The 24,233-nt window shown below is 63.1% G+C and carries 20 protein-coding genes; 7 read left to right on the top strand and 13 right to left on the bottom strand.

Annotated features, from left to right (window positions below; all coding sequences use genetic code 11):
* The first annotated feature begins 155 nt into the window (after positions 1-155).
* From HGO92_RS20485 to HGO92_RS20460, 6 genes are all read left to right on the top strand, one after another.
* On the top strand, positions 156-1,598 hold the full coding sequence (locus tag HGO92_RS20485) for a DUF3375 domain-containing protein (RefSeq protein ID WP_169998152.1): 1,443 nt from the start codon (positions 156-158) through the stop codon (positions 1,596-1,598).
* Complete coding sequence (locus tag HGO92_RS20480) at positions 1,595-2,215, top strand: DUF4194 domain-containing protein (protein WP_169998151.1); 621 nt, start codon at positions 1,595-1,597, stop codon at positions 2,213-2,215. Before HGO92_RS20485 ends, HGO92_RS20480 begins: the two co-directional genes overlap by 4 nt.
* Positions 2,212-5,613, top strand: a complete 3,402-nt coding sequence (locus HGO92_RS20475) for an ATP-binding protein (RefSeq protein ID WP_169998149.1) — start codon at positions 2,212-2,214, stop codon at positions 5,611-5,613. The genes HGO92_RS20480 and HGO92_RS20475 overlap by 4 nt, the downstream gene beginning before the upstream one ends.
* The gene (locus tag HGO92_RS20470; protein WP_169998148.1) at positions 5,603-6,802 is read left to right on the top strand and encodes a Wadjet anti-phage system protein JetD domain-containing protein; all 1,200 of its coding nucleotides are present in this window, start codon (positions 5,603-5,605) and stop codon (positions 6,800-6,802) included. The genes HGO92_RS20475 and HGO92_RS20470 overlap by 11 nt, the downstream gene beginning before the upstream one ends.
* A 143-nt stretch (positions 6,803-6,945) precedes the next feature.
* On the top strand, positions 6,946-8,460 hold the full coding sequence (gene putP, locus HGO92_RS20465) for a sodium/proline symporter PutP (RefSeq protein ID WP_169998147.1): 1,515 nt from the start codon (positions 6,946-6,948) through the stop codon (positions 8,458-8,460).
* 186 nt (positions 8,461-8,646) lie between these two features.
* Complete coding sequence (locus HGO92_RS20460) at positions 8,647-9,930, top strand: MFS transporter (RefSeq protein WP_169998145.1); 1,284 nt, start codon at positions 8,647-8,649, stop codon at positions 9,928-9,930.
* A gap of 102 nt (positions 9,931-10,032) precedes the next feature.
* Here HGO92_RS20460 and HGO92_RS20455 read toward each other — a convergent pair whose 3' ends face one another.
* The 3 genes from HGO92_RS20455 to HGO92_RS20445 all read right to left on the bottom strand — a co-directional run bounded on the left by HGO92_RS20455 (position 10,033) and on the right by HGO92_RS20445 (position 13,587).
* A complete protein-coding gene (locus HGO92_RS20455; RefSeq protein WP_169998143.1) occupies positions 10,033-11,379 on the bottom strand; it encodes an MFS transporter in 1,347 nt (448 codons plus the stop codon).
* A gap of 66 nt (positions 11,380-11,445) precedes the next feature.
* Complete coding sequence (locus tag HGO92_RS20450) at positions 11,446-12,459, bottom strand: PDR/VanB family oxidoreductase (protein ID WP_169998141.1); 1,014 nt, start codon at positions 12,457-12,459, stop codon at positions 11,446-11,448.
* A 33-nt stretch (positions 12,460-12,492) separates the two neighbouring features.
* A complete protein-coding gene (locus HGO92_RS20445; RefSeq protein WP_346769041.1) occupies positions 12,493-13,587 on the bottom strand; it encodes an aromatic ring-hydroxylating oxygenase subunit alpha in 1,095 nt (364 codons plus the stop codon).
* 197 nt (positions 13,588-13,784) lie between these two features.
* On the opposite strand from HGO92_RS20445, the gene HGO92_RS20440 reads away from it, so the two are divergent.
* Positions 13,785-14,396: a helix-turn-helix transcriptional regulator gene (locus tag HGO92_RS20440; protein ID WP_169998139.1), complete on the top strand. Its 612-nt coding sequence runs from the start codon at positions 13,785-13,787 to the stop codon at positions 14,394-14,396.
* A gap of 48 nt (positions 14,397-14,444) precedes the next feature.
* Here HGO92_RS20440 and HGO92_RS20435 read toward each other — a convergent pair whose 3' ends face one another.
* The 10 genes from HGO92_RS20435 to HGO92_RS20390 form a co-directional block, all read right to left on the bottom strand.
* Entirely contained in the window at positions 14,445-16,001 is a 1,557-nt protein-coding gene (locus tag HGO92_RS20435) for an acyl-CoA synthetase (protein WP_169998137.1), read from the bottom strand.
* A gap of 233 nt (positions 16,002-16,234) precedes the next feature.
* Positions 16,235-17,230, bottom strand: a complete 996-nt coding sequence (dhaK, locus tag HGO92_RS20430) for a dihydroxyacetone kinase subunit DhaK (RefSeq protein WP_169998135.1) — start codon at positions 17,228-17,230, stop codon at positions 16,235-16,237.
* 32 nt (positions 17,231-17,262) lie between these two features.
* Positions 17,263-17,901: a dihydroxyacetone kinase subunit DhaL gene (dhaL, locus tag HGO92_RS20425; protein WP_169998133.1), complete on the bottom strand. Its 639-nt coding sequence runs from the start codon at positions 17,899-17,901 to the stop codon at positions 17,263-17,265.
* Positions 17,898-18,683: an HAD-IA family hydrolase gene (locus tag HGO92_RS20420; RefSeq protein WP_169998131.1), complete on the bottom strand. Its 786-nt coding sequence runs from the start codon at positions 18,681-18,683 to the stop codon at positions 17,898-17,900. The genes dhaL and HGO92_RS20420 overlap by 4 nt, the downstream gene beginning before the upstream one ends.
* A 2-nt stretch (positions 18,684-18,685) precedes the next feature.
* Positions 18,686-19,546, bottom strand: a complete 861-nt coding sequence (locus HGO92_RS20415; RefSeq protein WP_169998129.1) for a class II fructose-bisphosphate aldolase — start codon at positions 19,544-19,546, stop codon at positions 18,686-18,688.
* Between the two features lie 59 nt (positions 19,547-19,605).
* Entirely contained in the window at positions 19,606-20,547 is a 942-nt protein-coding gene (locus HGO92_RS20410; protein ID WP_169998127.1) for an SDR family NAD(P)-dependent oxidoreductase, read from the bottom strand.
* Positions 20,548-20,557: 10 nt separating this feature from the next.
* The gene (locus tag HGO92_RS20405; RefSeq protein ID WP_169998125.1) at positions 20,558-20,992 is read right to left on the bottom strand and encodes an ester cyclase; all 435 of its coding nucleotides are present in this window, start codon (positions 20,990-20,992) and stop codon (positions 20,558-20,560) included.
* A 36-nt stretch (positions 20,993-21,028) separates the two neighbouring features.
* The gene (locus tag HGO92_RS20400) at positions 21,029-21,571 is read right to left on the bottom strand and encodes a flavin reductase family protein (RefSeq protein ID WP_169998123.1); all 543 of its coding nucleotides are present in this window, start codon (positions 21,569-21,571) and stop codon (positions 21,029-21,031) included.
* The gene (locus HGO92_RS20395) at positions 21,568-22,410 is read right to left on the bottom strand and encodes an SDR family oxidoreductase (protein ID WP_169998122.1); all 843 of its coding nucleotides are present in this window, start codon (positions 22,408-22,410) and stop codon (positions 21,568-21,570) included. The genes HGO92_RS20400 and HGO92_RS20395 overlap by 4 nt, the downstream gene beginning before the upstream one ends.
* A gap of 84 nt (positions 22,411-22,494) precedes the next feature.
* A complete protein-coding gene (locus HGO92_RS20390) occupies positions 22,495-24,204 on the bottom strand; it encodes an AAA-type ATPase lid domain-containing protein (protein ID WP_169998120.1) in 1,710 nt (569 codons plus the stop codon).
* Between the last annotated feature and the right edge of the window lie 29 nt (positions 24,205-24,233).

The following is a 24,233-nucleotide window of genomic DNA, read 5'->3' as shown; positions in this document are numbered from 1 at the left end:
AAGCCTGATGCGCACGATGGCTCGATGCTACCTCCATCGAATGGAGTAACCAATGGCTGGGTCCGAAACGTGATCTGGGCTGGCGGACGGGCAAAGTGTCGGCGGCAGCACGTAGCATTGTCCCAGCACTCAACGCTTCGAACCCTGGGGACCGCATGGACTACTACGCGCTCAACTCGCTGCGTGAAAACCACGCAGGCTGGGCCCTGCTGCGCGCCCAGAATGCCCCGCTGGCCCTGGCCTTTTTCATCGCCGCCTTCACTGGACCGAACCAGCGCAACATCGGCCGCCAGGCACTGATCGATACCTTGGACGACGTCCTTTTCGGGCTCCGCGATTCCCTGGGCGAGGACAAGTTTCCCCGCCCGGCGGCCGAGTACCTGGACGACTGGGCCGCGCCGGAAAAAGCCTGGCTGCGAAAGTACTATATCGCTGGCCAGGATGAGCCGGTCTATGATCTGACCGCCACCGCCGAGGATGTTGTCCGCTGGGTGGAGAACCTCCGCGGCCGCGATTTTGTGGCCACGCAGTCCCGGCTGACCGGCATCTTCCAGCTGCTCAAGACTCTGGTCCAGGAATCCGAAACGGATCCGGAAGTGCGGCTGGCGGAACTGCAGAAGCAGCGGGACGGGATCGACGCCGAAATGCAGCGGATCCGGGATGGCCACATCAAGGTGATGAGCGGCCCCGAGGCGCTGGACCACTTCCAGCAGCTGACCGCCCTGGCCAAGGATCTGCTCGCCGACTTCCGCGAGGTAGAGCAGAACTTCCGCTCGCTGGACCGGCAGGTCCGCGAACAGATCGCAACCTGGGACGGCACCCAGGGCGAACTGCTGGAGTCCATCTTCGCCAACCAACAGGACATTTCCGGGTCCATCCAGGGCCGGACTTTCCAAGGTTTCTGGGACTACCTCATGTCGCCCCAGCTCCGGACCGAGCTGCAGGACCTGCTGGAACGTGCCATGCAGATCGAGGCGCTCGCCCGGCTGGACAATATCGACACGGTCGCTAATCTGCACCGCGACTGGCTCCCCGCCGTCGAGCAGACCCAGGCGACAGTCCGCCAGCTCTCGCAGCAGATGCGCCGCCTGCTCGATGACAAGGTGTTCCTCGAAAACAAGCGGATCATGCAGCTGATCCGCAGCATCGAGGGCAATGCGCTGGCCGTGCGCAACCAGCCGCCGTCCGGCACCTTTATCGAGGTCGATGCGCAAGCCGTTGATGTGGTGCTGCCGTTCGAGCGCCCGCTCTACGAACCGAGCACGCGAGTGCAACTGGACGACGAGGTTTTCACGGCCGAGGATGCCGAGGTGGATTCCGGCGCGCTCTTCGAGCAGTTCCACGTGGACAAGGAGCGGCTGCAGGACAATATCGCCATGGTGCTGGAAGAGTCGGGGCAGGCCACCTTGGCGGATGTTGCCGATGCCTTCCCGCTCAGCCAGGGCCTGGCCGAAATCGTCGCCTACTTCCAGCTGGCCTCGGATTCCCCGTGGGCGAGCATCAACCCGGAAACCAGTCAGCAATTGTCCTGGACGTTGCCCGACGGCAGCATCCGCGAGGCAACAGTTGAACAGATCATCTTTGTGAGGCCTACATGACCGCTGAATCCAACGAAACGGGCCGGACCCACCCGGAGGAACTTCCCGCCGTCGTCAGCAAACTCTTCAAGGGCGTGGTGTACGCCGAATCGGATGAGAAGATCTGGCAGTCGCTGCTGCCGCTGGCCTCCCATGTCCGGGACTACGTGGCGGTGCTGGGCCTGGATCTGGTCCTGGACGAGTCCGAAGGCTATGCCTTTCTGACCTCGCGCCAGGACGTGGATGCGGCCCTTCCGCGGCTGGTTCCGCGCCGCCAGCTGACCTTCAACGTCAGCCTGCTGCTGGCCCTGCTGCGGGCGCGGCTGGCCGAGTTCGACCAGCAGACCGGCGAAACGCGCCTCATCATGACGGACCAGGACATTGCGGACATGGTCTCGGTGTTCCTGCCCGAGTCCAGCAACGAGGCCCGCATCCTGGACCAGCTGGCCTCGAACATCAAGAAAGTGGTGGATCTGGGCTTCCTGCGCAAACTCCGCGGCCAGAACGGCACGTACGAAGTGGCGCGCATCCTCAAGGCCTACGTGGACGCCCAGTGGCTGGAGGAATTCGACGCCCGGCTAGCGGACTACCGCGCCTCGTTGGACGGCTCGCCCCACGCCGAAAGGAACAGCGCATGACCGCCGAACTGCAGACCAGCCTGTTCAATCTCGAAGACCTCAACAACGACGGCGGCAAGCCGGCCCCGGGGTTCCGCCTGCACCGCTTGGAACTGCTCAACTGGGGCACGTTCCACCAGGGCGTGCGCACTTTCCGGTTGGGCGGAGAGAACAGCCTGCTGACCGGCGACATCGGCTCGGGCAAGTCCACGGTGGTGGATGCGATCACTACCCTGTTGCTGCCGGCGAACCGGATCGAATACAACAAGGCCGCCGGCGCGCAGAAGAAAGAGCGCAGCCTGATGTCCTATGTCCGCGGCTTCCACAAGAGCGCTCGCAGCGGCACGGGAGATCATTCCAAACCCGTAGCACTGCGCGGGCCGGGCTCCTATTCGGTGGTGCTCGGCGTCTTCCACAACGAGTTCCTGGGCAAGTCCGTCACGCTGGCCATCACTCTCTGGGCCACGCAGGAGGCAGGCCAGCCCAACCGTTTCTATTCCTTGGCCGAAGGTGAGCAGACCATCGTCGCGGACTTCGCGGACTTCGGCAAGGATCCGGCCAAGCTCAAGAAGAAGCTGCGTGCCGCCGGCGTCACCGTCCACGATTCCTTCGACCCCTACGCGGCTGCCTTCAAACGGCAGTTCGGCATCACGAGTAGCCAGGCCATGGATCTGTTCCACCGGACGGTCTCCATGAAGCAGGTGGAGAACATCACGCATTTCGTCCGCACCAACATGCTGGAAGAAGACAATGTAGGCTCCCGGATCAAGAATCTGATCCACCACTTCGATGACCTGAAGAAGGCCCATGACGCGGTGCTGCGGGCCAAGGACCAGATCCTGCTGCTCACCCCCATCCGCGACGGTGCCGCCAAACATGCCGAACTCGAAGAACGGGACCGGCGCGGCCGGGCGCAGCGGGACCAGCTGCACCCATGGTTCACCGCGCAGAAACTCGACCTGAGCCTGGAGCACCAGCAGGAGCTGGCCCGCACGGGCACCCGGCTTGAGGAAGAGGGACATAAGCTCGCCGCCGAGGTGACCCGGCTCCGGCACGAGCTGGCCGGAATCCAGGAGGACATCCGTACCAACGGCGGTGGCCGGCTCGCAGCGATCGACGCCGAAATCACGCGGCTGGAAGCGGAGTCCCGGGCGCAGCGGGCACGCTTCGAGAACTACTCGCGTGCCGCCGAAGCGCTCGGGCTCAAGGTCCCCGAAGACCGGGTCCTGTTCGACGGCAACGCGGCGCAGCTGGACGGCGTCGAGCGGCAGCTGGCCACGCGGGCCGGCGAACTGCAGGAACAGCGCACGGATCTGTCCAAAAAGCGGGACGCCGGCATGGTCCGCGCCGAGGACCTGAGGGCGGAACTCAAGAGCCTGCAGTCACGGCAGAACCTCCTGCCCCGGCCGCAGCTTGAGCTCCGGCGCCGACTTTGCGAAGGCACCGGCATTCCCGATTCGGCCCTGCCCTTCGCTGGGGAACTACTTCGGCTGCGCGACGGTGAGTCGGCGTGGGAGGGTGCCGCGGAGCGGACCCTGCACGGCTTCGCACTGTCCCTGCTGGTACCTGCGGAACACTACGCTGCCGTGAGCGGCTGGGTGGACGCGAACAATCTGCGGGCCCGGCTGGTGTACCTCAAAGTTGGCCAAGCACCTGTGATCCAGACCGCAGAGCCGGGCACCCTGGCGTCGAAAATCAGCATCAAGCCAGGCACACCGTTCCGCGAGTTCCTGCTCAACGACCTGAATCACCGCTACAACCACATGTGCTGCGAATCGCTGGAGGATTTCCGCCGCTTCCCGAAGGCGCTGACCATCAACGGCCAGCTCAAGGGTGGCCGCGGCCGGCACGAGAAGGATGACAGGCGGGACCTGCAGGATCGGCGGAACTACGTGCTGGGCTGGGACAACCACGCCAAGATCAGCCGGTTCCACACCGAGCTGGAGGAAGCCCAGGGGCAGATCCGCAGCGCCGACACCGGGCTCACCAAAGTCGACGCGGCGCTCGGAGAGCTGGGCCAGCAACAGCAGCAGCTCGGCACTGTCCGCGGCGTCAAGGAATTCGCCGAGCTCAGCTGGCAGCTCACGGCACGCCGGATCGAAGAGCTTAAGACGGAAAAAGCTGCACTCGAGGCCGCCAACGATGTGCTCCAGCAGCTTGCTGCCCGCGAGCGGGAAACCAGCGAACGGCTGGAGAAGCAGGACAAGAAGTCCAACGACCTGAAAGAGCGCATCGGGGCCAACAAGCACGCCGCCAAAGACATAGCCGAGGCGATCACCGAATGCCGGTCCATCCTGGCCGAGACACCGCTGACCAACGACGCCGGTCTGCTGGCCGAGTTGGAAAAGCTCGCCTCCGCTGCCCTCGGCGGCGAGGCAACACTGACTTACAAAAACACCGACCGCACCGAAAGCACCGTGCGTTCCGGCCTCACCGATACCATCGACGCCCTAAACAAACAGATCGCCCGTTCCGCCGAACGCACGGTTGGGCTGATGCAGGCGTTCCGCAACAAGTATCCGAACGAAACCACGGAGATCGACGCCGCCCTGGATGCCGCGGGCGAGTACAACCGGCTGCTGGACCAACTGGTCAGCAATGACCTGCCGCGGTTCGAGGAGCATTTCAAGGAATCGCTGAACCAGAACACCATCCATGAGGTGGTCGCCTTCAACGCCTTTCTCGAATCCCGGCGGCAGGACATCATGAGCCGCATCGGGGAGATCAACCGCTCCCTGGCCACCATCGAGTACAACCCGGGCCGGCACATCCAGCTGGAACACCAGAACACCACGGACGCGGACGTGCGCGAATTCGGCATCGACCTGCGTGCCTGTTCCGAAGGCACGCTCGGCAATGATGACCAGTACTCGGAGCAGAAGTTCCTGCAGGTGGAAAAGCTGGTGAACCGCTTCCGCGGCCGGGAGGGGCTGACCAGCCTGGACGAACGCTGGACCGCGAAGGTGACCGACGTGCGGAACTGGTTCACCTTCTCCGCCTCCGAGAAATGGACCGAGACCGGCGAAGAGCACGAGCATTTCACGGACTCCGGCGGCAAATCCGGCGGCCAGAAGGAAAAGCTGGCCTACACCATCCTTGCGGCGGCACTGGCCTTCCAGTTCGGGCTTGGCTCCGCGCTCAAGGCCGGCGCGCAGTCGGGGAGCAACCGGAGTTTCCGCTTCGTGGTCATCGACGAAGCATTCGGCCGCGGCTCGGACGAGTCCGCCCGCTACGGCCTGGAACTGTTCCGGCGGATGCAGCTCCAGCTGCTCATCGTCACGCCATTGCAGAAGATCCATGTCATCGAACCGCACGTCTCCAATGTGGGTTTTGTGGCCAACCCGAACGGGGACGATTCCCAGCTGCGGAACATGACCATCCAGGAGTACCGCGAGGAACGCGAGCGCCGTGCCGGCTGATGCCTCTGCCCGTTGGACATCGCTCGATGATCTGCGGGCTGCTTCGCAAAAGGCCTGGCACAAAGGTTCCCTGCTGCGGGAGTTGCTGCTGCCCACGGAAGCCTATCCCCGCCGTCGTGCATTGAAACACCCCAGCGCCACCGAACTGCGGGACGAGTACACTGCCGCACGCGGCTGGGCTGCCGCACTGTATGCCGGCCTGTCCGGCTTGGCCGTGGAAACGGCCACAGTGGGCCGGACTACCGTTGGCGCCAACAGTGTTCCGGCCGCCGTGGTGTTCGAGACGGCGCAGGACGAGATCGATTTCATCGGCAAGCGGCGCCAAGCCGGCCGTTTTCTGGGACTCGCGGCGCAGCTCGCCGACCTGGAACCAGCCCTCCAGCAGTGGGCAGCCAAACGGCCGATTGCGCTGCTCGAGCTCGACACGGCGGCGCTGACGGCGGCGAAAGTTGCCCTCTGGCTCCGCGATCATCCGCAGCCGGGCATCTACCTACGCCAGCTCAGCCTGCCCGGAGTCCACACGAAGTTCATCGAGAACCACCGGCGGACCATTGACGAGATGGTGTCCGTTCTTCGTCCCGCTGCTGTTCCCGGCGGCGATGCTGCGGATCCCGCCGGCCCCGTCCCGGGAGCCCGGTTCGCCGCGCGGCACGGCTTCCTGTCCGCACCGGAGCTGGTGCGCTTCCGGATGCTTGACCCGCACCTGCCCCTGCTCGGCGCCGCCCGGGATCTGACCGTCACCGCTGCCGCGTTCGCCACGCTCAACCTTCCCGTCCGGACCGTGATCGTGACCGAAAACCAGGTCAACTTCCTCGCGCTGCCCGAGCGGCCCGGTACCTTGGCGCTGTTTGGCGGCGGCTACGGTTTCTCCTCCCTCAGCGAGGCCGGCTGGCTCCGGGATTGCGAAGTGCTCTACTGGGGAGACCTGGATACCCACGGCTTCCGGATCCTGGACCAGCTGCGGTCCAACCATCCGCATGTCCGCAGCGTCATGATGGATTTGGAGACGCTGCTGGCACACAAGGAATTCTGGGGCACCGAAACCAAGCCCTCGCGGGCGGTCTTGACCCGGTTGTCCCCTGACGAGGCTGAGGTTTACGCCGCGCTGGGCAACCACACGTATGGGACCGCAATGCGGCTGGAACAGGAGCACATCCAGTGGGAATGGGCGCGGGACCGGCTGACCTGACGAAACTTTCGGCGTAGGGTGGCACGTATTGGGAGCGGACGCTGGACAAGCTGCCGGGTCATCGTTATTGGCGTCACATGCAGGTCGCTGGAATACTGGACAGGCTCACTCAACCCCACCCGGTCACCCCGGAAGGACACCTCGTGAACGACCAGATATATCAGATCATCGCCATGGCGCTGTACATGGCAGGGATGCTTGCGATCGGGTGGTGGGCCTTCCGGCGCACCGACGACCTGGACGACTACATGCTCGCGGGCCGCGGCCTGCATCCGGGGGTGGCGGCCCTGAGCGCCGGTGCTTCCGATATGTCCGGCTGGCTCCTGATGGGTCTGCCCGGCGCCCTCTACGTGGGCGGCCTGTTCGAGGCCTGGATCGCCATCGGCCTGACCATCGGAGCCTGGCTGAACTGGAAGTTCGTCGCTCCGCGGCTGCGCGCCTACACCGAGGTCTCCAACAACTCGATCACGGTGCCGAGCTTCTTTGATAACCGGCTCAAAGACAAGACCCACATCCTCCGGGTCGCCTCCGGCGTCATCATCCTGGCGTTCTTCACCTTCTACGTCTCCTCGGGCATGGTGGCCGGCGGCGTGTTCTTCGAGGCGTCCTTCGGCTCCAGCTACCTGACCGGCATGCTGCTTGTCGGCGGCGTCACCGTGCTGTACACGCTCTTCGGCGGCTTCATGGGCGCAACGTTCACGGATGTTGCGCAGGGCATCCTGATGTTCCTGGCCCTACTGATCGTCCCGATTGTGGGTGTTTTCGCCACCGGCGGCATCGGCGCAACCTTCGACTCGATCCGCGAGGTGGATCCGTCCTTCCTGAGCCTGTTCGCCGGCGGTACGCTCGTGGCCGGCATCTCGGCTGCCGCATGGGGGCTGGGCTACTTCGGCCAGCCGCACATCATTGTCCGCTTCATGGCGATGCGCTCGGCCGCCGATGCCAAGGCCGGCCGCCGCATCGGCATCGGCTGGATGATCCTCACCGTACTTGGCGCCGTCGCAACGGCCCTCGTCGGCATCGCCTACTTCCAGCAGAACCCGGACGCTACGCTGGCGGATCCGGAATCCGTGTTCCTGGATCTGGCCCAGATCCTCTTCCACCCATTCATCGCCGGCATGGTGCTCGCTGCCGTCCTGGCCGCGGTCATGAGTACCCTCTCGTCCCAGCTGATTGTCTGCTCGTCTGCGCTGGTCGAGGATCTGTACAAGATCATCAGCAAGAAGCAGGCCTCGGCCAAAGCACAGGTGATGCTGGGCCGGATGGGCGTGCTGGTCGTCTCCCTCATCGCCATGGCCCTGGCCTGGAGCCAGAACGATACGATCCTTGGATTGGTGGCCTTCGCCTGGGCCGGCTTCGGCGCATCCTTCGGCCCGACCGTCATCCTCTCGCTCTACTGGCGCAAGCTCACCATGCCCGGCGCCCTTGCCGGTATGGTCGCCGGTGCGGTTACAGTCTTCTGGTGGGGCAATTCGGCGCTGACGGAGACCATGTATGAGATCGTTCCAGGATTCATCCTGAACGTGATCGTTGCGGTGGTGGTCAGCCTGATGACCTACAAGCCCAATGCCGAGATCGAAGCGGAATTCGACGAAGCCGTGGTCCGCGCCAATGCGCCGGCGCCGGCGCCCGCGCCCGTGACCGCTACAGAGAGATAACCGTGGCGGCCGGCCGCTCCCGCTGAAACGGCTGCCGGCGTCTGAACCACAGCAAATGTCCGACGGCGGCACTCACCAAAGTGCCGCCGTCGGACGTTGTTTTCCACCAAACGACCAAAAGTGATTTGATTTTCCCAATCACTTAGGCGGATACTGGTACTTCCGCTCAACCATCCGAGGAACACCATGTCCGTGCCGCGCGCGCTGCGCCCCTTTGCACACCACAACTACCGCGTGCTGATCGCCGCCCTGGCGATCTCCATTTTCGGCACCGGCATGTGGGCCGTCGCCATGGTGTACCAGGTCATCCACCTGGGCGGCGGACCGGCCGAGCTGTCCATCGTGGCCACCTGTTCCAGCGTCGGTTTGCTGGCTTTTGTGCTGCTGGGCGGCATCGCGGCCGACCGGCTGCCGCGGCGCCGGCTCATCCTGGCCGTGGAGGCGGCCAACCTCACCGCCATCGGCGCGGTCAGCTTTTTGGCGCTCACAGACCAGCTGCAGCTGTGGCATCTGGCTGCCGCCGCCTTCCTGCTGGGTGTTGGCGCGGCGTTCTACTTCCCGGCCTACTCGGCGATCCTGCCGCGGATCCTGCCAGCGGAGGACCTGCTGGCAGCCAACGGTATGGAAGGAACCATCCGCCCGCTGCTGCAGCAGGCCGCCGGTCCGGCCGCCGCGGGCATGGTGGTGGCGGCATTCTCGCCTGCGGCCGCGATCGGTTGGATCAGCTTCTGCCACCTCGCGGCCCTGGTGATCCTGTGCTTCCTCGGCGCCGAACCCGTGCCGGAGGGCGGAGCCGTCACGCCGGCGAAGGGTTCCGTCCTGTCGGACCTGCGGGAAGGGGTCGCCTACACGGTCAAGACACCCTGGCTGCTGTGGACACTGCTGTGGGCCGTGGTCGCGACGCTCATTTTCATCGGGCCGATCGAGGTGCTGCTGCCCTTCGCCGTGGCCGCGCAACTCGACGGCGACGCCAGCACCTTCGGCTTCCTCCTGGGCATCTTCGGAGCAGGCGGGGCTGCTGGCGCCATCGTGACGGCCTCCCTGCCGCTCCCCCGCCGCTACCTGAGCGTGATGATCATGATGTGGGGTGCCGGCATCATGCCGCTGGCCATCCTCGGCTTGACCGACAGCTTCTGGGTCATGGCCGCCGCGTTGTTCGTCATGGGTGCCACCGGCAGCGCGGGCATGGTGATCTGGGGAACCCTGCTCCAGCGCCGCGTCCCGTCCCACCTGCTCGGCCGCATCTCCAGCCTGGACTTCTTCGTCTCGCTGGCGCTGATGCCGGTGTCCATGGCGCTGGCCGGCCCGCTGGGCGAGATCATTCCGATCTGGCTGATCTTCCTGCTGGTCGGGCTGGCGTCGCCGGTGCTGTCCGTGATCGCGATTGCCTGCGGCCGGCTGCTGCGGAACGAGATCGAGCACCCGCTGGAACGGACGCTGGCAACGGCAGACCAAGCGGCGGAAGCCTAGCCGGCCCGCCCACTACCAATAACGACGACGGCGGCCCCTTACCTGGGGTGCGGAGAAGCCTGGACTTCGCGCGCCAAGGTGGGGACCGCCGTCGTTGTTTGCCTATTTGGCGGAGGCATCCGTCAGTACTGAACTGGTAGCGCTGCTCTCGCGGACCGGCCCGAGCATGCGGACCGCGACGGCGGCAACGAGGACCACCGCGCCGACGCCCAGGTACAGCTGGACTGGGCTCCAGTCGGCGTCCAGCAGGGATCCGGTGATCATCGGGGCAACGATGGCGCCGATGCGCCCGATGCCGATCGCCCAGCCCACGCCGGTGCTGCGGGTTTCGGTGGCGTAGAGTGCCGGCGTGACCGTGTAGAGGCCGGCGATGCAGCCGTTGATGAGCATGCCGACGCCCACACCGGTAATGAACGCGAGCATCAGGATGCCTGCGGAGCTGATGAACAGCACCATCGACACCGCCGAGAGCACGGCGAAGCAGATGAACACGCCGCGGCTGCTCCATTTGGTAGCCAGCACACCGTACAGGATGGAGCCGAAGGTGCCGCCGAGGGTCAGCATCAGGCCGCCCACCACGCCCTGCTCGGTGGTCATGCCGGCTTCGACCAGCAGGCGCGGTGTCCAGCTGTTCACGAAGTAGAAACCGAACATCGTGGCGAAGAATGCCAGCCAGATCAGCAGCGTGGTGCGGCGGTGCGCCGGGGCCAGCAGGTCGCCGACCTTGTTGCGTCCCTTCGCCTGTCCCGCGGCTCCGTGGGCATCGCCGAGGCCCGTGACCGCAGGTTGGCCGATGCGGCGGGCGATCCGGTTCAGCCGCTCCACCACCTTGCGTGGGCGCCGGGTCAGCAGGAAGTCCACGGACTCCGGCAGCAGAACGGCCAGCAGCACCAGCGCGGCCGCGGTGGCAATGCCGCCGAAAACAAAGACCGAACGCCAACCGTAGCTGCCTTGCAGCGACACTGCAGCCATGCCGCCCAGCGTTGCGCCGACGCCGTAGCCAGCGGTATAGATGCCGATGCCCAAACCGCGCCACCGGTCCGAGGAGTATTCGCTCGCAATGACGTTGGTGCAGGCCAGGATGCCGCCGACGCCAAGGCCCGTGACCACCCGCCACAGCGCCAGTTCGACGGCGGAGTTCGCCAGCGCTGACAGGAACATGCCGGCCGCCGCCAGGGCCAGCGAAACCAGGATCATCGGACGGCGACCTACGACGTCGGCAAACGGTGCCAGCACCAGGGAGCCGATGGCCATGCCTACCAGCCCCGCACTCAGCAGCAGGCCAAGTTCGGTGCCGCTGAGGCCGAAATCGTTGGTCACGCTGGTGGCGGTGAAGGCCATGGCCATGACGTCGAAGCCGTCGAGTGCGTTCAGCAGGACGCACAGTCCGATGATCAGCCACTGGTAAGGAGACATGGCTGATTTATTGATCCGCTCGCGCAGTTCCATTTAATACTGTCTTTCTCGAAATAGTCCCGAAATTGAGGGGCGTCCCGCTGTTGCCAGCGGCTTGGGTCAGGAGACTTCGATGGTCACGACTGCCGGTCCCCGGTGCGGGTCGGCGTCCGATTTGGCGCCGGTCTTGGAGGTGACGGCGCGGGAGACGCAGCAGCACATCTTTGCCGCTGCGTGCTGCTGGCGTTCGGAGTAGAACACGTCGCGGTGGTCCACGGCGCCGTCCAGTTCCAGGATCCTCACCTCGCACAATCCGCATTCGCCCTTGCGGCAGTCGAACATCATGTCCACGCCGGCGTCTTCCAGGGTCTCCAGCATGGAGCGGCCCTGGCCGACCTTGGCTTCGACGCCGAGCCGCGGGATCCGGACGATGAACTCTTCCGGGTCGTACCAGCCGGAGTTGCCGAAGGTTTCGTAGCGCAGGTCCGGCAGGTTCAGCTCCCGCTCGGTCCAGGCGCGGCGGACAACGTCCATCAGCCGGATGGGACCGCACATGTACAGTTCGGTCTCCAGATCTGCCGAGGCGACCAGTTCGTCCACCTTGAGCGAGGTGCCTTCGTCATCGACGTGGACCACCAGGTTGTCGCCGTGCAGCTCCTGCAGCTCGGGCAGGTACGCCATCGCTGCGCGGTTCCGCCCGGCGTAGACGAATGTGTAGTCGGCCTTCAGGTTCTTCAGCACGCGGGCCATGTTGATCATGGCCGTGATGCCGATGCCGCCGGCCAGCAGGATGTAGCGTTCGGCGCCCACGCGGAGCGGGAAGTTCTGCAGCGGCTGGGTGATCTCCAGGGTGTCGCCCGGCTTCAGCGTGTGCATGAAGAGCGACCCCCCGCGGGACTGCGGGGCCTTCATCACGCTGATGGCCAGGCGTTTGCCGTCTTCGCTGGACTCGACAACGGAGTAGGATCGCTTGTCCTGTTCGCCGTCGATCATGACCTTCAGATCCACGTGCGAACCCGGCTCCGCCTTCTTCGGCGCGGAGGGCTCCAGTACGATGCGCTGGATGTCGGTAGCGATGGACTGGGTCTCGATAACTGTTGCCTGCTGCCAGACCTCGACGTTTGTTGCTGCCATTAGTTCATAACCTGTCTCACGTGTGGCTGGCCCCTACGCGGTGGGAACCAGGCGTCCTTCGGCTTCCAGCATGCGTTCGATCAGGCGGCGCACCCACATGCCACCGGCGTCGATGTTGAGGTTGTAGAACTCGTAGTCCGGGTTGGCATCGATGGCCGCCTGCTGGGCCTTGAGCATTTCCTCGTCTTCGCCGAAGACCCCGTGGACGCCGTTGCGCAGCTGGGTGGTGATCAGCTGGCTCTCCAGCCGGTAGTTGCGCATGAACGCCCAGAAGTAGTGGCAGGAGCGGTCCGTCTCCGGCGTGATGGTGTTCATGACAAAGCCGTTGACGCCCTGGCTGCGGTCGCCTTCCGGCGCGCCGGTGCCGGCCTTGGCCACGCCGACGTCGATGTTAATGGTGGACGGGGCTTGGAACGTGATGATCTGCCAGCGGTCCACCTTGCCCTCGAACCCGGGGAACTTGTCCCGCATGTTCTTCAGCCAGAACGGCGGCGCATCGATATTGTGCATCCAGCGGGAGACCGTAACGGTGCTGCCGTCGTGGGTGACCTCGAAGTCGGATTCGCTGAGCTCTTCCTGGCCGATCGAGGAGGAGTGCACAAACTCCTCGTGCGTCAGGTCCATGAGGTTGTCCAGCACCAGTTGGTAGTTGCAGTCGGCGTGGATGGTTTCGCCGTCGCCGGCCCACTCTTCGGAGGACATCTGGTGCATGTCCGGCACCAGATCCGGATCGGCCTTGGTGGGATCGCCCAACCAGACCCAGACATAGCGGTAGCGCTCCACCACCGGGAAGGACGGCACGGTGGCGCTGGGGTTGATAGTTTCCTGGGCGGGCATGGACACGCAGCGGCCAGCCGAGTTGTAGACGATACCGTGGTACGGGCACTGGATCCCGTCCTTGCCCATGGTCTTGCCCATGGACAGCGGGGCCAGGCGATGCCAGCAGGCGTCGGCCAGCGCTACAGCCTTGCCGTCTTCGGTGCGGTACAGCGCAAGCGGACGGTTGGCGACGCGGCGGGACATGGGCTTGCGGGTCACTTCGTGGTCCCAGGCCGCAACGTACCAGGCGTTGAGCGGATGGCCCAGGACTTTGTTGGTCGTGGAACTGGTGGACTGCACTGCGGTCACGGTGATTCCTTCCGGTCACCGGACACTTCCATCTGCTATGACAGAAGGTACCCGGAATTGAGTAAGTACAAGTTGAGTAAGAGTGGGGCGGCGCTACCTGGCTGATTCATCTATCTATGCGCATAGGTAGTGCCGTGGCACACAGCATATCTATGGATATAGTGGTTTGCAACACACCGACGAGAAAAGGTTGATGCGTGAGTCTTCGCTACGCCCTGCTGGCGCTGCTGACAGTTGAGCCGATGACCGGCTACGACCTATACAAGGAATTCGAATCGTCGGTCGGCCATGTCTGGCATGCACCGGATTCGCAGATCTACCCGGAACTGCGGCGGATGGAGAAGGACGGGCTGCTCGAAGGCGAGGAAATCACCTGGGGCCAGCGCGGCAAGAAGCGGCAGTACCACATCACCGAAGCTGGCGTGGAGGCTTTCCGGACCTGGATGAACGGAACTCTGGACTATGCGCGGGTCCGGGATCCCGCGCACCTTAAGGCCGCGTATCTGGAGTGGGCGGCGCCGGAGGCGGCCCGGGAGCAGATGCTGGCGCACATCCGGCACCACACGGAGTTGCTGCGGCAGTGGCACGACAAAGTGCGCGAAATCGAAGAAGGTGGAAGCCCCATGCTCAACCGGCGCCTGGCCAAGGCCCCGGTGGAGCAGCGCCGCAAGACAGCGGCCTTCAAGAAGTTCACCTACGAGGGCTTGATAGCGCGAGCCGAGCAGGAAATCGCCTGGGCCAACCGCGGCCTGGCCCTGATCGACGAGCTGTACGCGGAGCCGGAGACAGCGGACTCAGGGAAAAGCTGACCCTGCCGCCCGGCAGGATCAGCATTCCCTACTGCGCCCCGGATGGAATCAGCCAGAGAACTGCTTGCGCAGGTCCGCCTTGCGGATCTTGCCGCTGGCCGTGCGCGGCAGGTCCTCCACGATCACCACCCTCTTGGGAATCTTATAGCGGGCCAGCCGGTCCCGCAGATGATTCTGGACATCCTCTTCCGACAGGGTGAAACCGTCGCGGACCGTCACGATGGCCTTGGGCACCTCGCCCCACTTCGGATCCGGAACGCCGATCACCGCGACACTGCTGACCGCCTCGAGCTCGACAATGATCTGCTCAACCTCAGCGGGGTAGATGTTCTCGCCGCCGGAAATGATCATGTCCTTCAGCCGGTCCGAAATGAACAGGTACCCCTCGTCATCCACATAGCCCATGTCCCCGGACTTAAACCAGACGTCATCGGCATAGCTCTCCGCCGTGGCATCCGGCCGGTTCCAGTACTCCTTAATCACGTTCGGTCCGGAAATCTGGATCTCGCCGACCTCGCGGGCGGGCAGGACTGCACCGACCGGATCCACAATGCGGATGTCGCTGAAGAAGTGCGGCAGACCTGCGGATCCGGCTTTTTCTCGTGACTTGTTGGGCGCGAGGCTCGTGGCTCCCGGCGCGGTCTCCGTCATGCCGTAGCCACCGGAGAAGGACAGGCCGCGGGATTCATAGGCCTCCAGCACCCGCATCGGCACCGCGGAGCCGCCGCAGGTCAGCTTCTGCAGCGAACTGATGTCCGTCTTGTCCCAGTCCGGATGCTCGCAGAGCAGCTGGTAGGTGGTGGGTACACCGCTGATGCTCGTCGCCTTGTATTTTTCGATCAGCTGCAGGGTCCGGCCCGGTTCGAACTTGGGCTCCAGGACCACCGTGGCCCCCTTGAGCAGCGCCGGCAGCACTCCCATGCCGAGCGAGGCCACGTGGAACATCGGGGCGATCATCAGGGCCACATCCGTGCTGGCCATGTCGTAGTCCACCAGAACATTGAAGCTGTTCCACGTCATGTTGCCGTGCGTCAGCAGGGCGCCCTTGGGCCGGCCCGTTGTCCCCGAGGTGTAAAGAATCATCGCCGCGTCATCCAGCGAGACGTCCACATCGCGGTGCTCATCGGAGCCCGAAGCAATGGCGTCTTCAAAAAGCTCGACGGCGTCACCAGACTCGATCTCGTCGTCCGGCGACACGGCGGCCCGCCCGTCATCGACGACCAGCCGGTGCGTCACTGCCGTTTCCCTGCCTCCGCGGACGGCAAGACCCTCAAGCGTGCACGCGTGGACCAGGATCCTGCTGCCGGAATCCTGCAGGGCAAACTGGATCTCCGGCGGTGCCAGGCGCGTGTTCAGCGGGACGAAAATCGCTCCCAGGGTTCCGCAGGCGAAGAACGTCTCGAGGAAGGCCGCATGGTTTTCGCCCAGGTAGGCCACCCGGTCACCCTTCGTAATACCTCGGTCGGCGAAGGCACTGGCAAGGCGGTCCACGCGAAGCGCAAAGTCGTCATACGTCAGCTGGCCCGCACTGCTGATGATGGCGGTTTTACCCGCGGACTTAACGCGGCGCTTGTGAATCCATGAACCCAACCCTTGGTTGTGCATCCTTACACGTACCCTTCGTGATGTTCCGGCACCCGGAAGACTTCCCTCAGCCAACAGATCCCGTGAGCACAGCCGCAGGGAACACTCTAAGGTAGATACATTTAGTTGAAAAAGTCAATAGTTGCAAAAGCGATGGGTGAGGCAGTCCGGGTGTGCCGGACTGCCGGTCCACAAGAGAAGCGGACCGGCACCAACGCACCTCAGATTGCGAGCGCGGCAGCCATCCGGGGCTGCTACAAGATCCGCGCCGCGATCTCAGCCGGGGCCGCAAGCAATTCCTGGATCTCGTCGTCAAGCTGGACCAGAGTGACAGATGCGCCGGCCATATCCAGGGAAGTGCAGTACTCGCCCACATAGCTGCGCGCAACGGTAATGCCCCGGGCAGCCAGCCGCTCATGGGCCCGGCCGTACAGGACGTAGAGTTCACTGATCGGGGTCCCTCCGAGGCCATTGATCATCAATGCCACTCGGTCTCCGCGGGAGAAAGGCAGGTCCATGACCACGCTGTCCAGCAGCTCGTCCACAATCTCGTTGGCGGACGTGAGCGGCGCCCGCCGACGGCCTGGTTCACCGTGAATTCCGACGCCCATCTCAATTTCCGATTCGCCGAGCTCGAACAACGGCGTCCCCTTGGCCGGGGGCGTGCAGGCGGTGAGTGCGGCGCCCATGGTGCGGGTGCGTGCGTTGACCTTTTCGCCGATGCGGATCAGCTCGTCCAAGTCTGCACCGGCCTCGGCAGCGGCACCTACAGCCTTCATGACGAAGAAATTTCCGGCGACACCGCGGCGCCCTACAGTGAACGTCGAATCCTCAACGGCGACGTCGTCGTTGATGAACAATGTCTTCACCTTGATGCCGTCCGCTTCGGCCATTTCCTGCGCCATCTCGAATGCCATCTTGTCGCCGGTGTAATTATTGACCAGCAGCAGCACACCTTTCGATGAGGCCAGGGTCTTGGTCGTTTCGTAAACATAGTGTGCGGGAGGTGCCGCGAAGACGTCACCCGGGCATGCGCCGTCGAGCATGCCCTTCCCCACCGTCATCACGTGGGCGGGCTCATGGCCGGAGCCGGAGCCCTGGATGATAGTGACCTTGTCCTCCCGCGGTGCATCCTTGCGCATGATGAGGTTGTACTCCGGTATATAGGCGAGCGTCTCGGGATTGGCTAGCGCGATGCCTTTGAGCATCTCAGGAACGAAATCTTTGGGGTCATTGACAAACCTTTTCATGCTTGCTCCACTTCCTTGTGATGGTTGCTTACCTAACGTGCAGGCAACTCGGCGTTGATGCGTTCGAGGATGATCGCCACGGCCATGGCGCCGGCGTCGGGGGAACCGATGCTGCGTTCTCCGCTGTAGCTCGCCCGTCCGCGCCTGGCCACCATCGAGCTGGTCGCTTCAGCGGCACTGCGGGCCGTCTTCGCTGCTTTTTCGATGGCTGCTGCTATTCCGGCACCTTCTGCGTTAGCCTGCTCCAGCGCGTCGGCCAGGGGCACCAGGGCGTCCAGCAGCGTTTTCTCCCCGACCTCCGCACCGCCCCGTGCCTTAATTCCCTCCACCGCGGCGCGGAGCATGGCAACAGCATCAGCGCCGTTGACTGCTTCTTTACCCTTGACCACGGAGGCTGCCCGCAGGAACGCGGTTCCCCAGATCGGACCGGAGGTACCTCCGATACGTGCTGAAATCACCATGGCGACCCGCTGCACGAATGTTCCAATGTCGGTGCGGTCATAGCTCTCCCAGTCCTGCAGCACAATTTCGAAACCGCGGGCCAGTGAGTAGCCGAAATCCCCATCCCCGACAACGGCGTCAAGGTCACAGAATTCCTGTTCGCTGTCGACAGCGGTCTGGGCAATGGTTTTGACGATGAATTCGGTGTCGATGAAACTCTGGGTTGTCATGGTGCTTTCACCTCCGAGGCGGCCAGGATTGACCTAAAGTTTTCAAGGGTTACTTCGCCGTGTGGCTGAAGGCGAAGCGGGTCATGCAGGGCTTCGGCAGGTTCATCCCGGTCGCCAAGGGACGAGACCACCAGGGCTGCGCCGTCGAAATTTTCAGCGGCCGTGTAGCTGCTGACGGTCACCACGGTCTTCAGGCCGGCGGCCAGTGCCGCGCGGAGACCGTTTCCACTGTCTTCGACCACAATCACCTCATCAGGGGCCACATCCAGATCCGAAAGGGCGTGTTCGTAGATGTCCGGAGCAGGCTTCTTCCGCGGCACAATATCCCCCGCGTAGACTTTGAAATTCGCTGCCCGCTCGGTGCCAACTACATGTGCCAGCACGGCACGGACCGACGCTTCTGCAGATGTCGAAGCGACAGCCAACTGCCATCCCGCGGCGAGCGCTTCATCGATTACCCGCACAACGCCCGGCCGCCCCGGCATCAGTCCGTCCTGAACGGCACGAGTGTAATGGGACGTTTTGGATTTGTGCCAGGCAGCCAGCACTTCCTTCTGCCCTGCGTCGTCCGCTGGTAGTCCGTTGGCTGCGACAAACTCTTCGGTGAGCAGGCTGGCCATTCGCTCCTTGCCGCCCCCAATGCGCAGCTTGAGTGCATAGTCCGCTTCGCTCCATCTGACTGGCAGCTCGAACTCCTCGAACGTCCGGTTGAACGCCGGCAGGTGGCCGAAGCGTTCCGTATCGGCTAGAACACCGTCGCAGTCGAAGATTAGAGCAGGCACGGTCACCACGCCTTTCCGGCGCTGCCGAACTGTTTGGCCAGTCCGATGGTCATGTCCCTGACATCGCCACTGACCTTTTTGAACAACGACGGAGGATCCCACTTATCCGCTTGTTCGGCAGCTTTGAGGAACTCCAGGTTCGAACGCATGTACTCTACCTTCAGGGCCGTAGAGATGTTGACCTTTGCGCAGCCGCGGGAGATGAGGTCGTTGAAATGCTCATCGGACAGGCCGCTGCCGCCATGCAGGGCGATCGGCACCGGCTGCGCGTGCACGATGTCACTCACCCGCTCGAAATCCAGCACCGGTTCCCGCTTGTACTTGCCATGAGCGTTGCCGATGGCTGGCGCGAAGACATCCACGCCAGTCCGGCGGATGAAGTCCAGCGCTACCTCCAGCGGCTGCCTTGCCGCCTCATCATCGGAGCCGATGCCGTCTTCAACACCAGTGATGGACTCGATCTCCCCCTCTACATGGGCGCCGAACTTTCGCGCCTCTGCGACAACTTCGATGGTCTGCCGCAGATTCTCCTCCACGGGCAGTTCGGAAGCATCAAAAAGCACGGAATTCCAGCCCCGCTCCAGGCACTCGGTAATGACCGCGCGGTCCGGGCAATGGTCCAGGTGCAGCGTCACTGGTACCTCAATCCCGGCGGTCATCGCTTCCCACATCTTGAACAGCACCGCGGAACCGATCGATTTGACGGTTTTCACTGAGGTCTGGACGATCACCGGCGAGTTCGCCTCAACCGCACCGGCCAGCACCGCTTCCAGCGTGAGGTCATTGAAAATGTTGATCGCGGGGACGCCGTAGCGTTCCTCGAACGCTACGGCCACGATTTCTTTGAGTGGCACAACAGCCATGAAAACTCCCTTGATTGGTCAAATGGCACAGCGGCGGGGCGAGTTGCATCCCTTTCACCTCAGTTGGCTAGAGCCGCGCTCCCTGTTGAGGCAGCTTCGTGGGCTGCCTTGCTCCGGGCAGCCTTTGCCCGGTACTCCGCAAAGGCCCGGGCGCGTTGGTCGGCGCCTTCCCTGTCACTGTCCAGATCAGCAAAGGCATCCAAGATCGTGTTGAAGTGCGCCTGGATGCCCTCCTTCGTCTCGGGATAGGGAAGGACATACAGCTCGTCATTCTCGATAGCACGCTTGACATGCTGGGCAAGCACCACGGGATCCATACCGCCGCTGTACAGCTGATGCTGCAGTTCAATGAATTCCTCGTCTGAACGGAATCCGCTGTTTTTGGCCAGATGCTCTGGGCGGGTCTGCTGCGCATGGGCAATATTGGAGCGGATGCTCGCCGGACACAGGACGGACGCGCCTATGCCGTATTTGGGTAGCGCCAGGGCGTAGCTTTCCATCAGGTTGAAAACCGCCGCCTTCGTCGCTGCGTATATTGCCGCCGTCGGGCTTCCCTCGAAACCGGCCATGGAGGACGTTGTTACGATGTGCCCGTCCCGGCCGCTGGCGATCATCCGTGGCAGGAAAGTCTGGATGCCGTTGATGACTCCGTTGAGGTTAACCCCGAAGATCCAGTCGAAGTCCTCGTAAGTGGCATTTTCCAACGGACCGAAGCTGTTAACTCCGGCGGTGTTGAACAGCAGTTGCGGCGGGCCGCCGAAAACCGAGTCCACCTCGTCAGCCGCTTCCGCGTAGGCTGCACGGTCCGAGATATCCAACCGGATGGTGTGGGCTTCAATGCCTTCCTCGCGCAGCCTGACTGCAGCGTCGTCGAGTGCGTCCTGCCTTATATCCGCTATGGCGATTCGGCACCCTGCTTGTCCGAAGACCTGCGCTTGGCCAAAGCCTGCGCCGGAAGCGCCGCCGGTAATGAACGCAACTTTCCCCTTGAATTCTTTCAACAGAATGCTCCTATCGGTCCAACGGAATGATGCCAAGGTCGTGCAGCAGGCTCGCCTTGTTCCACGATGCCCACTCTTCGGCGACCATGCCGTCCTGAAAGCGGCACATCACCATGCCTCGGGCGATGACCGGCCGCTTGGTGGCGCGCACGCCGAGGTATTCACCCAGATGTGTTCCGGTGGCTTCCCACCGGTAAGCCACTTTGTCCCCTTGCGCGATGATGTCGAACTGCATGCGTTTCAGATCAGGAAATCCGATGTACAAACGGCGTAGCCCTTCGCGCAACCGCTCTTTGTCGTAGTCGCCCTTGTCACCGTGGCGCACGAAGTCTGAGGTGTAGTACTTATCCAGGGACTCCAGCGCGCCCTCCGGTCCGTTGTGGTCTAGAACCAGCAGCAGCTGCTCCCGGTTGCTGTCTTCGATGCTGTTCTGGGTAATGCTCATGGGTAAACTCCTCGTTGATTCCGCTTCGATGAGAGGCTAGAGAACTGGCTCCAGCAGGGCGCCGTCAAAGAACTTCCCTGCCTGATAGACCAGCGGGGCCTTCTGTGCTGAAGCAGCTTCTACAACCTGGCCGATAAAGATCGTGTGCGAGTAGGCCGGAATCTTGTACTTGACTTCAAGTTCGAAATGCCCGGCCACGCCGTTGAGAACAGGCACAGCCAACTCGCTCAGCGTCCAGTCCAGTTCAGCGAATTTGTCACCACCGGATTTGGCGAAGGTAGCAGCCACATTCATCTGGTCAGCCGCAAGGATATTGATGCCGATGTACTCGCTCTCGAAGACCGCCGGATAGGACCGAGATGACTCGTTGACGCAGACCAGAACCAGAGGCGGCTCCAGCGAAATGCTGGAAAAGGCGTTCACGGCCAGACCGTACGGTTTTCCCCCGACGGCAGCGGTCACCACCGTGACACCGGTGGGATACTGGCGGTGCACTGCCCGGACCCGGTTGCTGAGTTCCATGGCGGCATCAGTCGCGGTCTGGGCTTGCGTCTGCGGTTCGCTGGTCGCGTTCGTCATGGTTTGTTTCCTTCCGTGGAAAACTGTTCAGGCGTTTTGCAGGGCGGGAAACCCTGCTGGATGCGGGTGTGCCGGTCAGCTACCTGGGGCAGCCACTCGGCGTGCGTTGCAGTGAAGGTTGCGTTGCTTCGAATGGCGTCGAGGACGATCTGACCAACAGCCTCTGGTTCCAGAAACCGGAAGTTTTTGCCGTTGTCTGCTATGTCGACGTCGTAGAGCGAGCTGTTCCCGGCCGCCGGCCTGGTCCGCAGGCTATTCATGATGTTGGTCCGCACCGGACCCGGAATAAGTGCGGTTGCACGTACGACGGAATTCCTCTGTTCCAACTCTTTGTCGAGCACTTCGGTAAGGCCCAGCACGCCGGCCTTGGCCGCCACGTAGGCGCCTAGGTTCGGCGGCGGCGCAACTACCGACATCGAGGAGGTGTTGACGATGTGTCCCCAGTCCGTGTTCTTTTCAAGTACCGGCAGGAAGGCGTGCACGCCGTAGATGACGCCATATAGATTGACGTCGATCATCCATTTCCAGTCCTCCAGGGTAAGGCTGGACATCGCAGACATCGGACCTACACCGGCGTTGTTGCAGATCACGTGCACTTCGCCGTATTCCCCGACCGCCCTGTCGGCGAGCGATTGGACGCTTTCGGGATCCGTGACGTCTGTCCGTAGGCCCAGCACACCCAATTCCTTGGCTGTCCTCGCAAGGGATGCTTCATCGATGTCGGCGATGACGACGTTGGAGCCGCGGGCCAAGAAGCTTTTGGCAATTCCTTTCCCGATGCCCGAGGCACCCCCGGTAATCACCGCCGTCGTTCCGGCGAAATCCACAGTCCTGTTCATCTCTGTCCCATTTCTTTGCTGACTGCATGCGCAGTACGGCTGTTGTGCTGTTGTTGTTCCCGTTTGCCTGCTGGTGTTGCGGGATCAGTGCAGCTCGTAGCGCTTGAGCTTGCGGTAAATGGTGGCGCGGGAGATCCCGAGTTTCTCTGCTGCAATGTTTCTGTTGCCGCCGGCTTCCCTCAGGGCCACGATGAGAGTTTGCCGCTCCACCCGTTCCATCTCCCCCAGGTATCTTCCGCTCTGCCCGTTTCCATAGCGCGGTGGCAAGTCGCCTAACCTTATTTCGTGGCCGGTGGCCCGTACACGTGACGTGGCAAGGACCTGCCGCAACTGGCGGATGTTACCGGGCCAGTCACCTGCGACCAACGCCGCCAAGGCTTTCGTGGCAAGGGTGCCGGTCCTGCCGTCCGCTGCCTCGAGGTCAGCCAGAATGCTGCGGCACAGCGCCGCAAATTCATCCGCACGATCCCTTAACGGCGGTACCGGGACCACGACAGGAAAACTCTCATGCACGAAAACCGTCGGGCTATCTTCATCCGCTTCTTCCGAGGTCGTCCCGATAAGTGTGCATGAGGCCCTCGCGACGAGATCCGCGACGGTCGTCACTAGGTCCAGTGGGATTTCCTCGATATGGCTCAGAATGACCGGTCGCTCCAGAACTTCTACCACTGACCGCAGTGCCCTCAGCCATTCGGCGGGACCCAGATTTACCACGGAACCATCAATTTCCACTGGTTCAATGCTCGACTGCTGCCGTAAAGCGTCCATAGCAGTGAAGCGCTTGCCTGTTCCCCTTTCACCCGTCAGCAGCACTGCATGGCCGGCGTTCAGGCCCTGAGTGAGCTGTGTACGGAAATCGGGGCGGTCTGCAGTGCCGCCCTCCAGCTGAAGACCGCCGAAGTGAACGCTTTTTCGTTCGAGTTCAGGCTCCAGAGTAAGGACAGCTGCAAAATCACCTCTCACCTGCTCTACAGGCACTATCTGGATGGTCACTGCGTGTCCCGAGCTCAATCGCCGCCGCACGGTCCTCGGACGGGACCGAACACTCGCTTCTTCGGCCAGCCTGCGCAGCAGGTCTTCGTCCGCTTCCCGAACGATTTCACGTGCCTGCGTGTTGGCAAGGTAGAGGGATCTGGTAATACCTACCGCCGGTCCTCTGAAGCGTCGCTGCGTTCGGAGGAAAACATCGAAGAAAACACGTTCACCGTCCGCACGGCTGGCCAGTAACTGCGTTTCCATAGAACGGGCGATTTCGGTCACCAACGGGAGCAATGCGGCGGAACCGTACTCACGGCGGCAGTGGACACCCAGGGTTCCCACGTAGCGCTTGGTATAGGGATCTCGAATCATGACACCGGTTGTAGTGAGAATTTCCGTGTTCATCCGGAAATGCTCGGTACCGGAAACGATGAAGGCTTTTTGCTCTTCGTGAGCGCAGCCGATGCCGTTGGTTCCGATCGCGTCTTCGGCGAAGCACAGACCCGGCCGTAGGTCGACCTGGCGCAGCCTTTTGGCCTGTGGAGAGTCCCCGACGACAACTGTTAGCAACCTGCAGGCCCGGTCGGTGATGAATCCCCAGGAACTCAGGTCCGAGATCTGGTCTTCCAAGCGGTTCAGGATGGGTTGGGCCACCTGGGCCAGCCGGCTCTTGGGGGTGAAGTCTTGGTCAAAGGGAATCTCTGCGTCCCAGGGGTCCACCCCGGCCAGCATGGAGCGCTTCCAGGACATGACGACTTCGCTGCGGACATCAGGAAAATCGGCCGGGTCAATCCTCCGCGCGTCCTGTTTCAGCACCTCAAGTTTACTCTCGTGTACCCGGCCCC

It is taken from the genome of Crystallibacter degradans, from assembly GCF_012952295.1.
Lineage (GTDB): Bacteria > Actinomycetota > Actinomycetes > Actinomycetales > Micrococcaceae > Crystallibacter > Crystallibacter degradans.
Note: the sequence above shows the minus strand (reverse complement) of the source record. Positions and strands in the feature narration are given on the sequence as shown.

Coding starts and splice junctions, on each gene's coding strand:
- HGO92_RS20485 (WP_169998152.1), top strand. CDS start 156: ATGGACTACTACGCGCTCAACTCGCTGCGTGAAAACCACGCAGGCTGG.
- HGO92_RS20480 (WP_169998151.1), top strand. CDS start 1,595: ATGACCGCTGAATCCAACGAAACGGGCCGGACCCACCCGGAGGAACTT.
- HGO92_RS20475 (WP_169998149.1), top strand. CDS start 2,212: ATGACCGCCGAACTGCAGACCAGCCTGTTCAATCTCGAAGACCTCAAC.
- HGO92_RS20460 (WP_169998145.1), top strand. CDS start 8,647: ATGTCCGTGCCGCGCGCGCTGCGCCCCTTTGCACACCACAACTACCGC.
- HGO92_RS20455 (WP_169998143.1), bottom strand. CDS start 11,379: ATGGAACTGCGCGAGCGGATCAATAAATCAGCCATGTCTCCTTACCAG.
- HGO92_RS20450 (WP_169998141.1), bottom strand. CDS start 12,459: ATGGCAGCAACAAACGTCGAGGTCTGGCAGCAGGCAACAGTTATCGAG.
- HGO92_RS20435 (WP_169998137.1), bottom strand. CDS start 16,001: ATGCACAACCAAGGGTTGGGTTCATGGATTCACAAGCGCCGCGTTAAG.
- dhaK (WP_169998135.1), bottom strand. CDS start 17,230: ATGAAAAGGTTTGTCAATGACCCCAAAGATTTCGTTCCTGAGATGCTC.
- dhaL (WP_169998133.1), bottom strand. CDS start 17,901: ATGACAACCCAGAGTTTCATCGACACCGAATTCATCGTCAAAACCATT.
- HGO92_RS20415 (WP_169998129.1), bottom strand. CDS start 19,546: ATGGCTGTTGTGCCACTCAAAGAAATCGTGGCCGTAGCGTTCGAGGAA.
- HGO92_RS20405 (WP_169998125.1), bottom strand. CDS start 20,992: ATGAGCATTACCCAGAACAGCATCGAAGACAGCAACCGGGAGCAGCTG.
- HGO92_RS20400 (WP_169998123.1), bottom strand. CDS start 21,571: ATGACGAACGCGACCAGCGAACCGCAGACGCAAGCCCAGACCGCGACT.
- HGO92_RS20395 (WP_169998122.1), bottom strand. CDS start 22,410: ATGAACAGGACTGTGGATTTCGCCGGAACGACGGCGGTGATTACCGGG.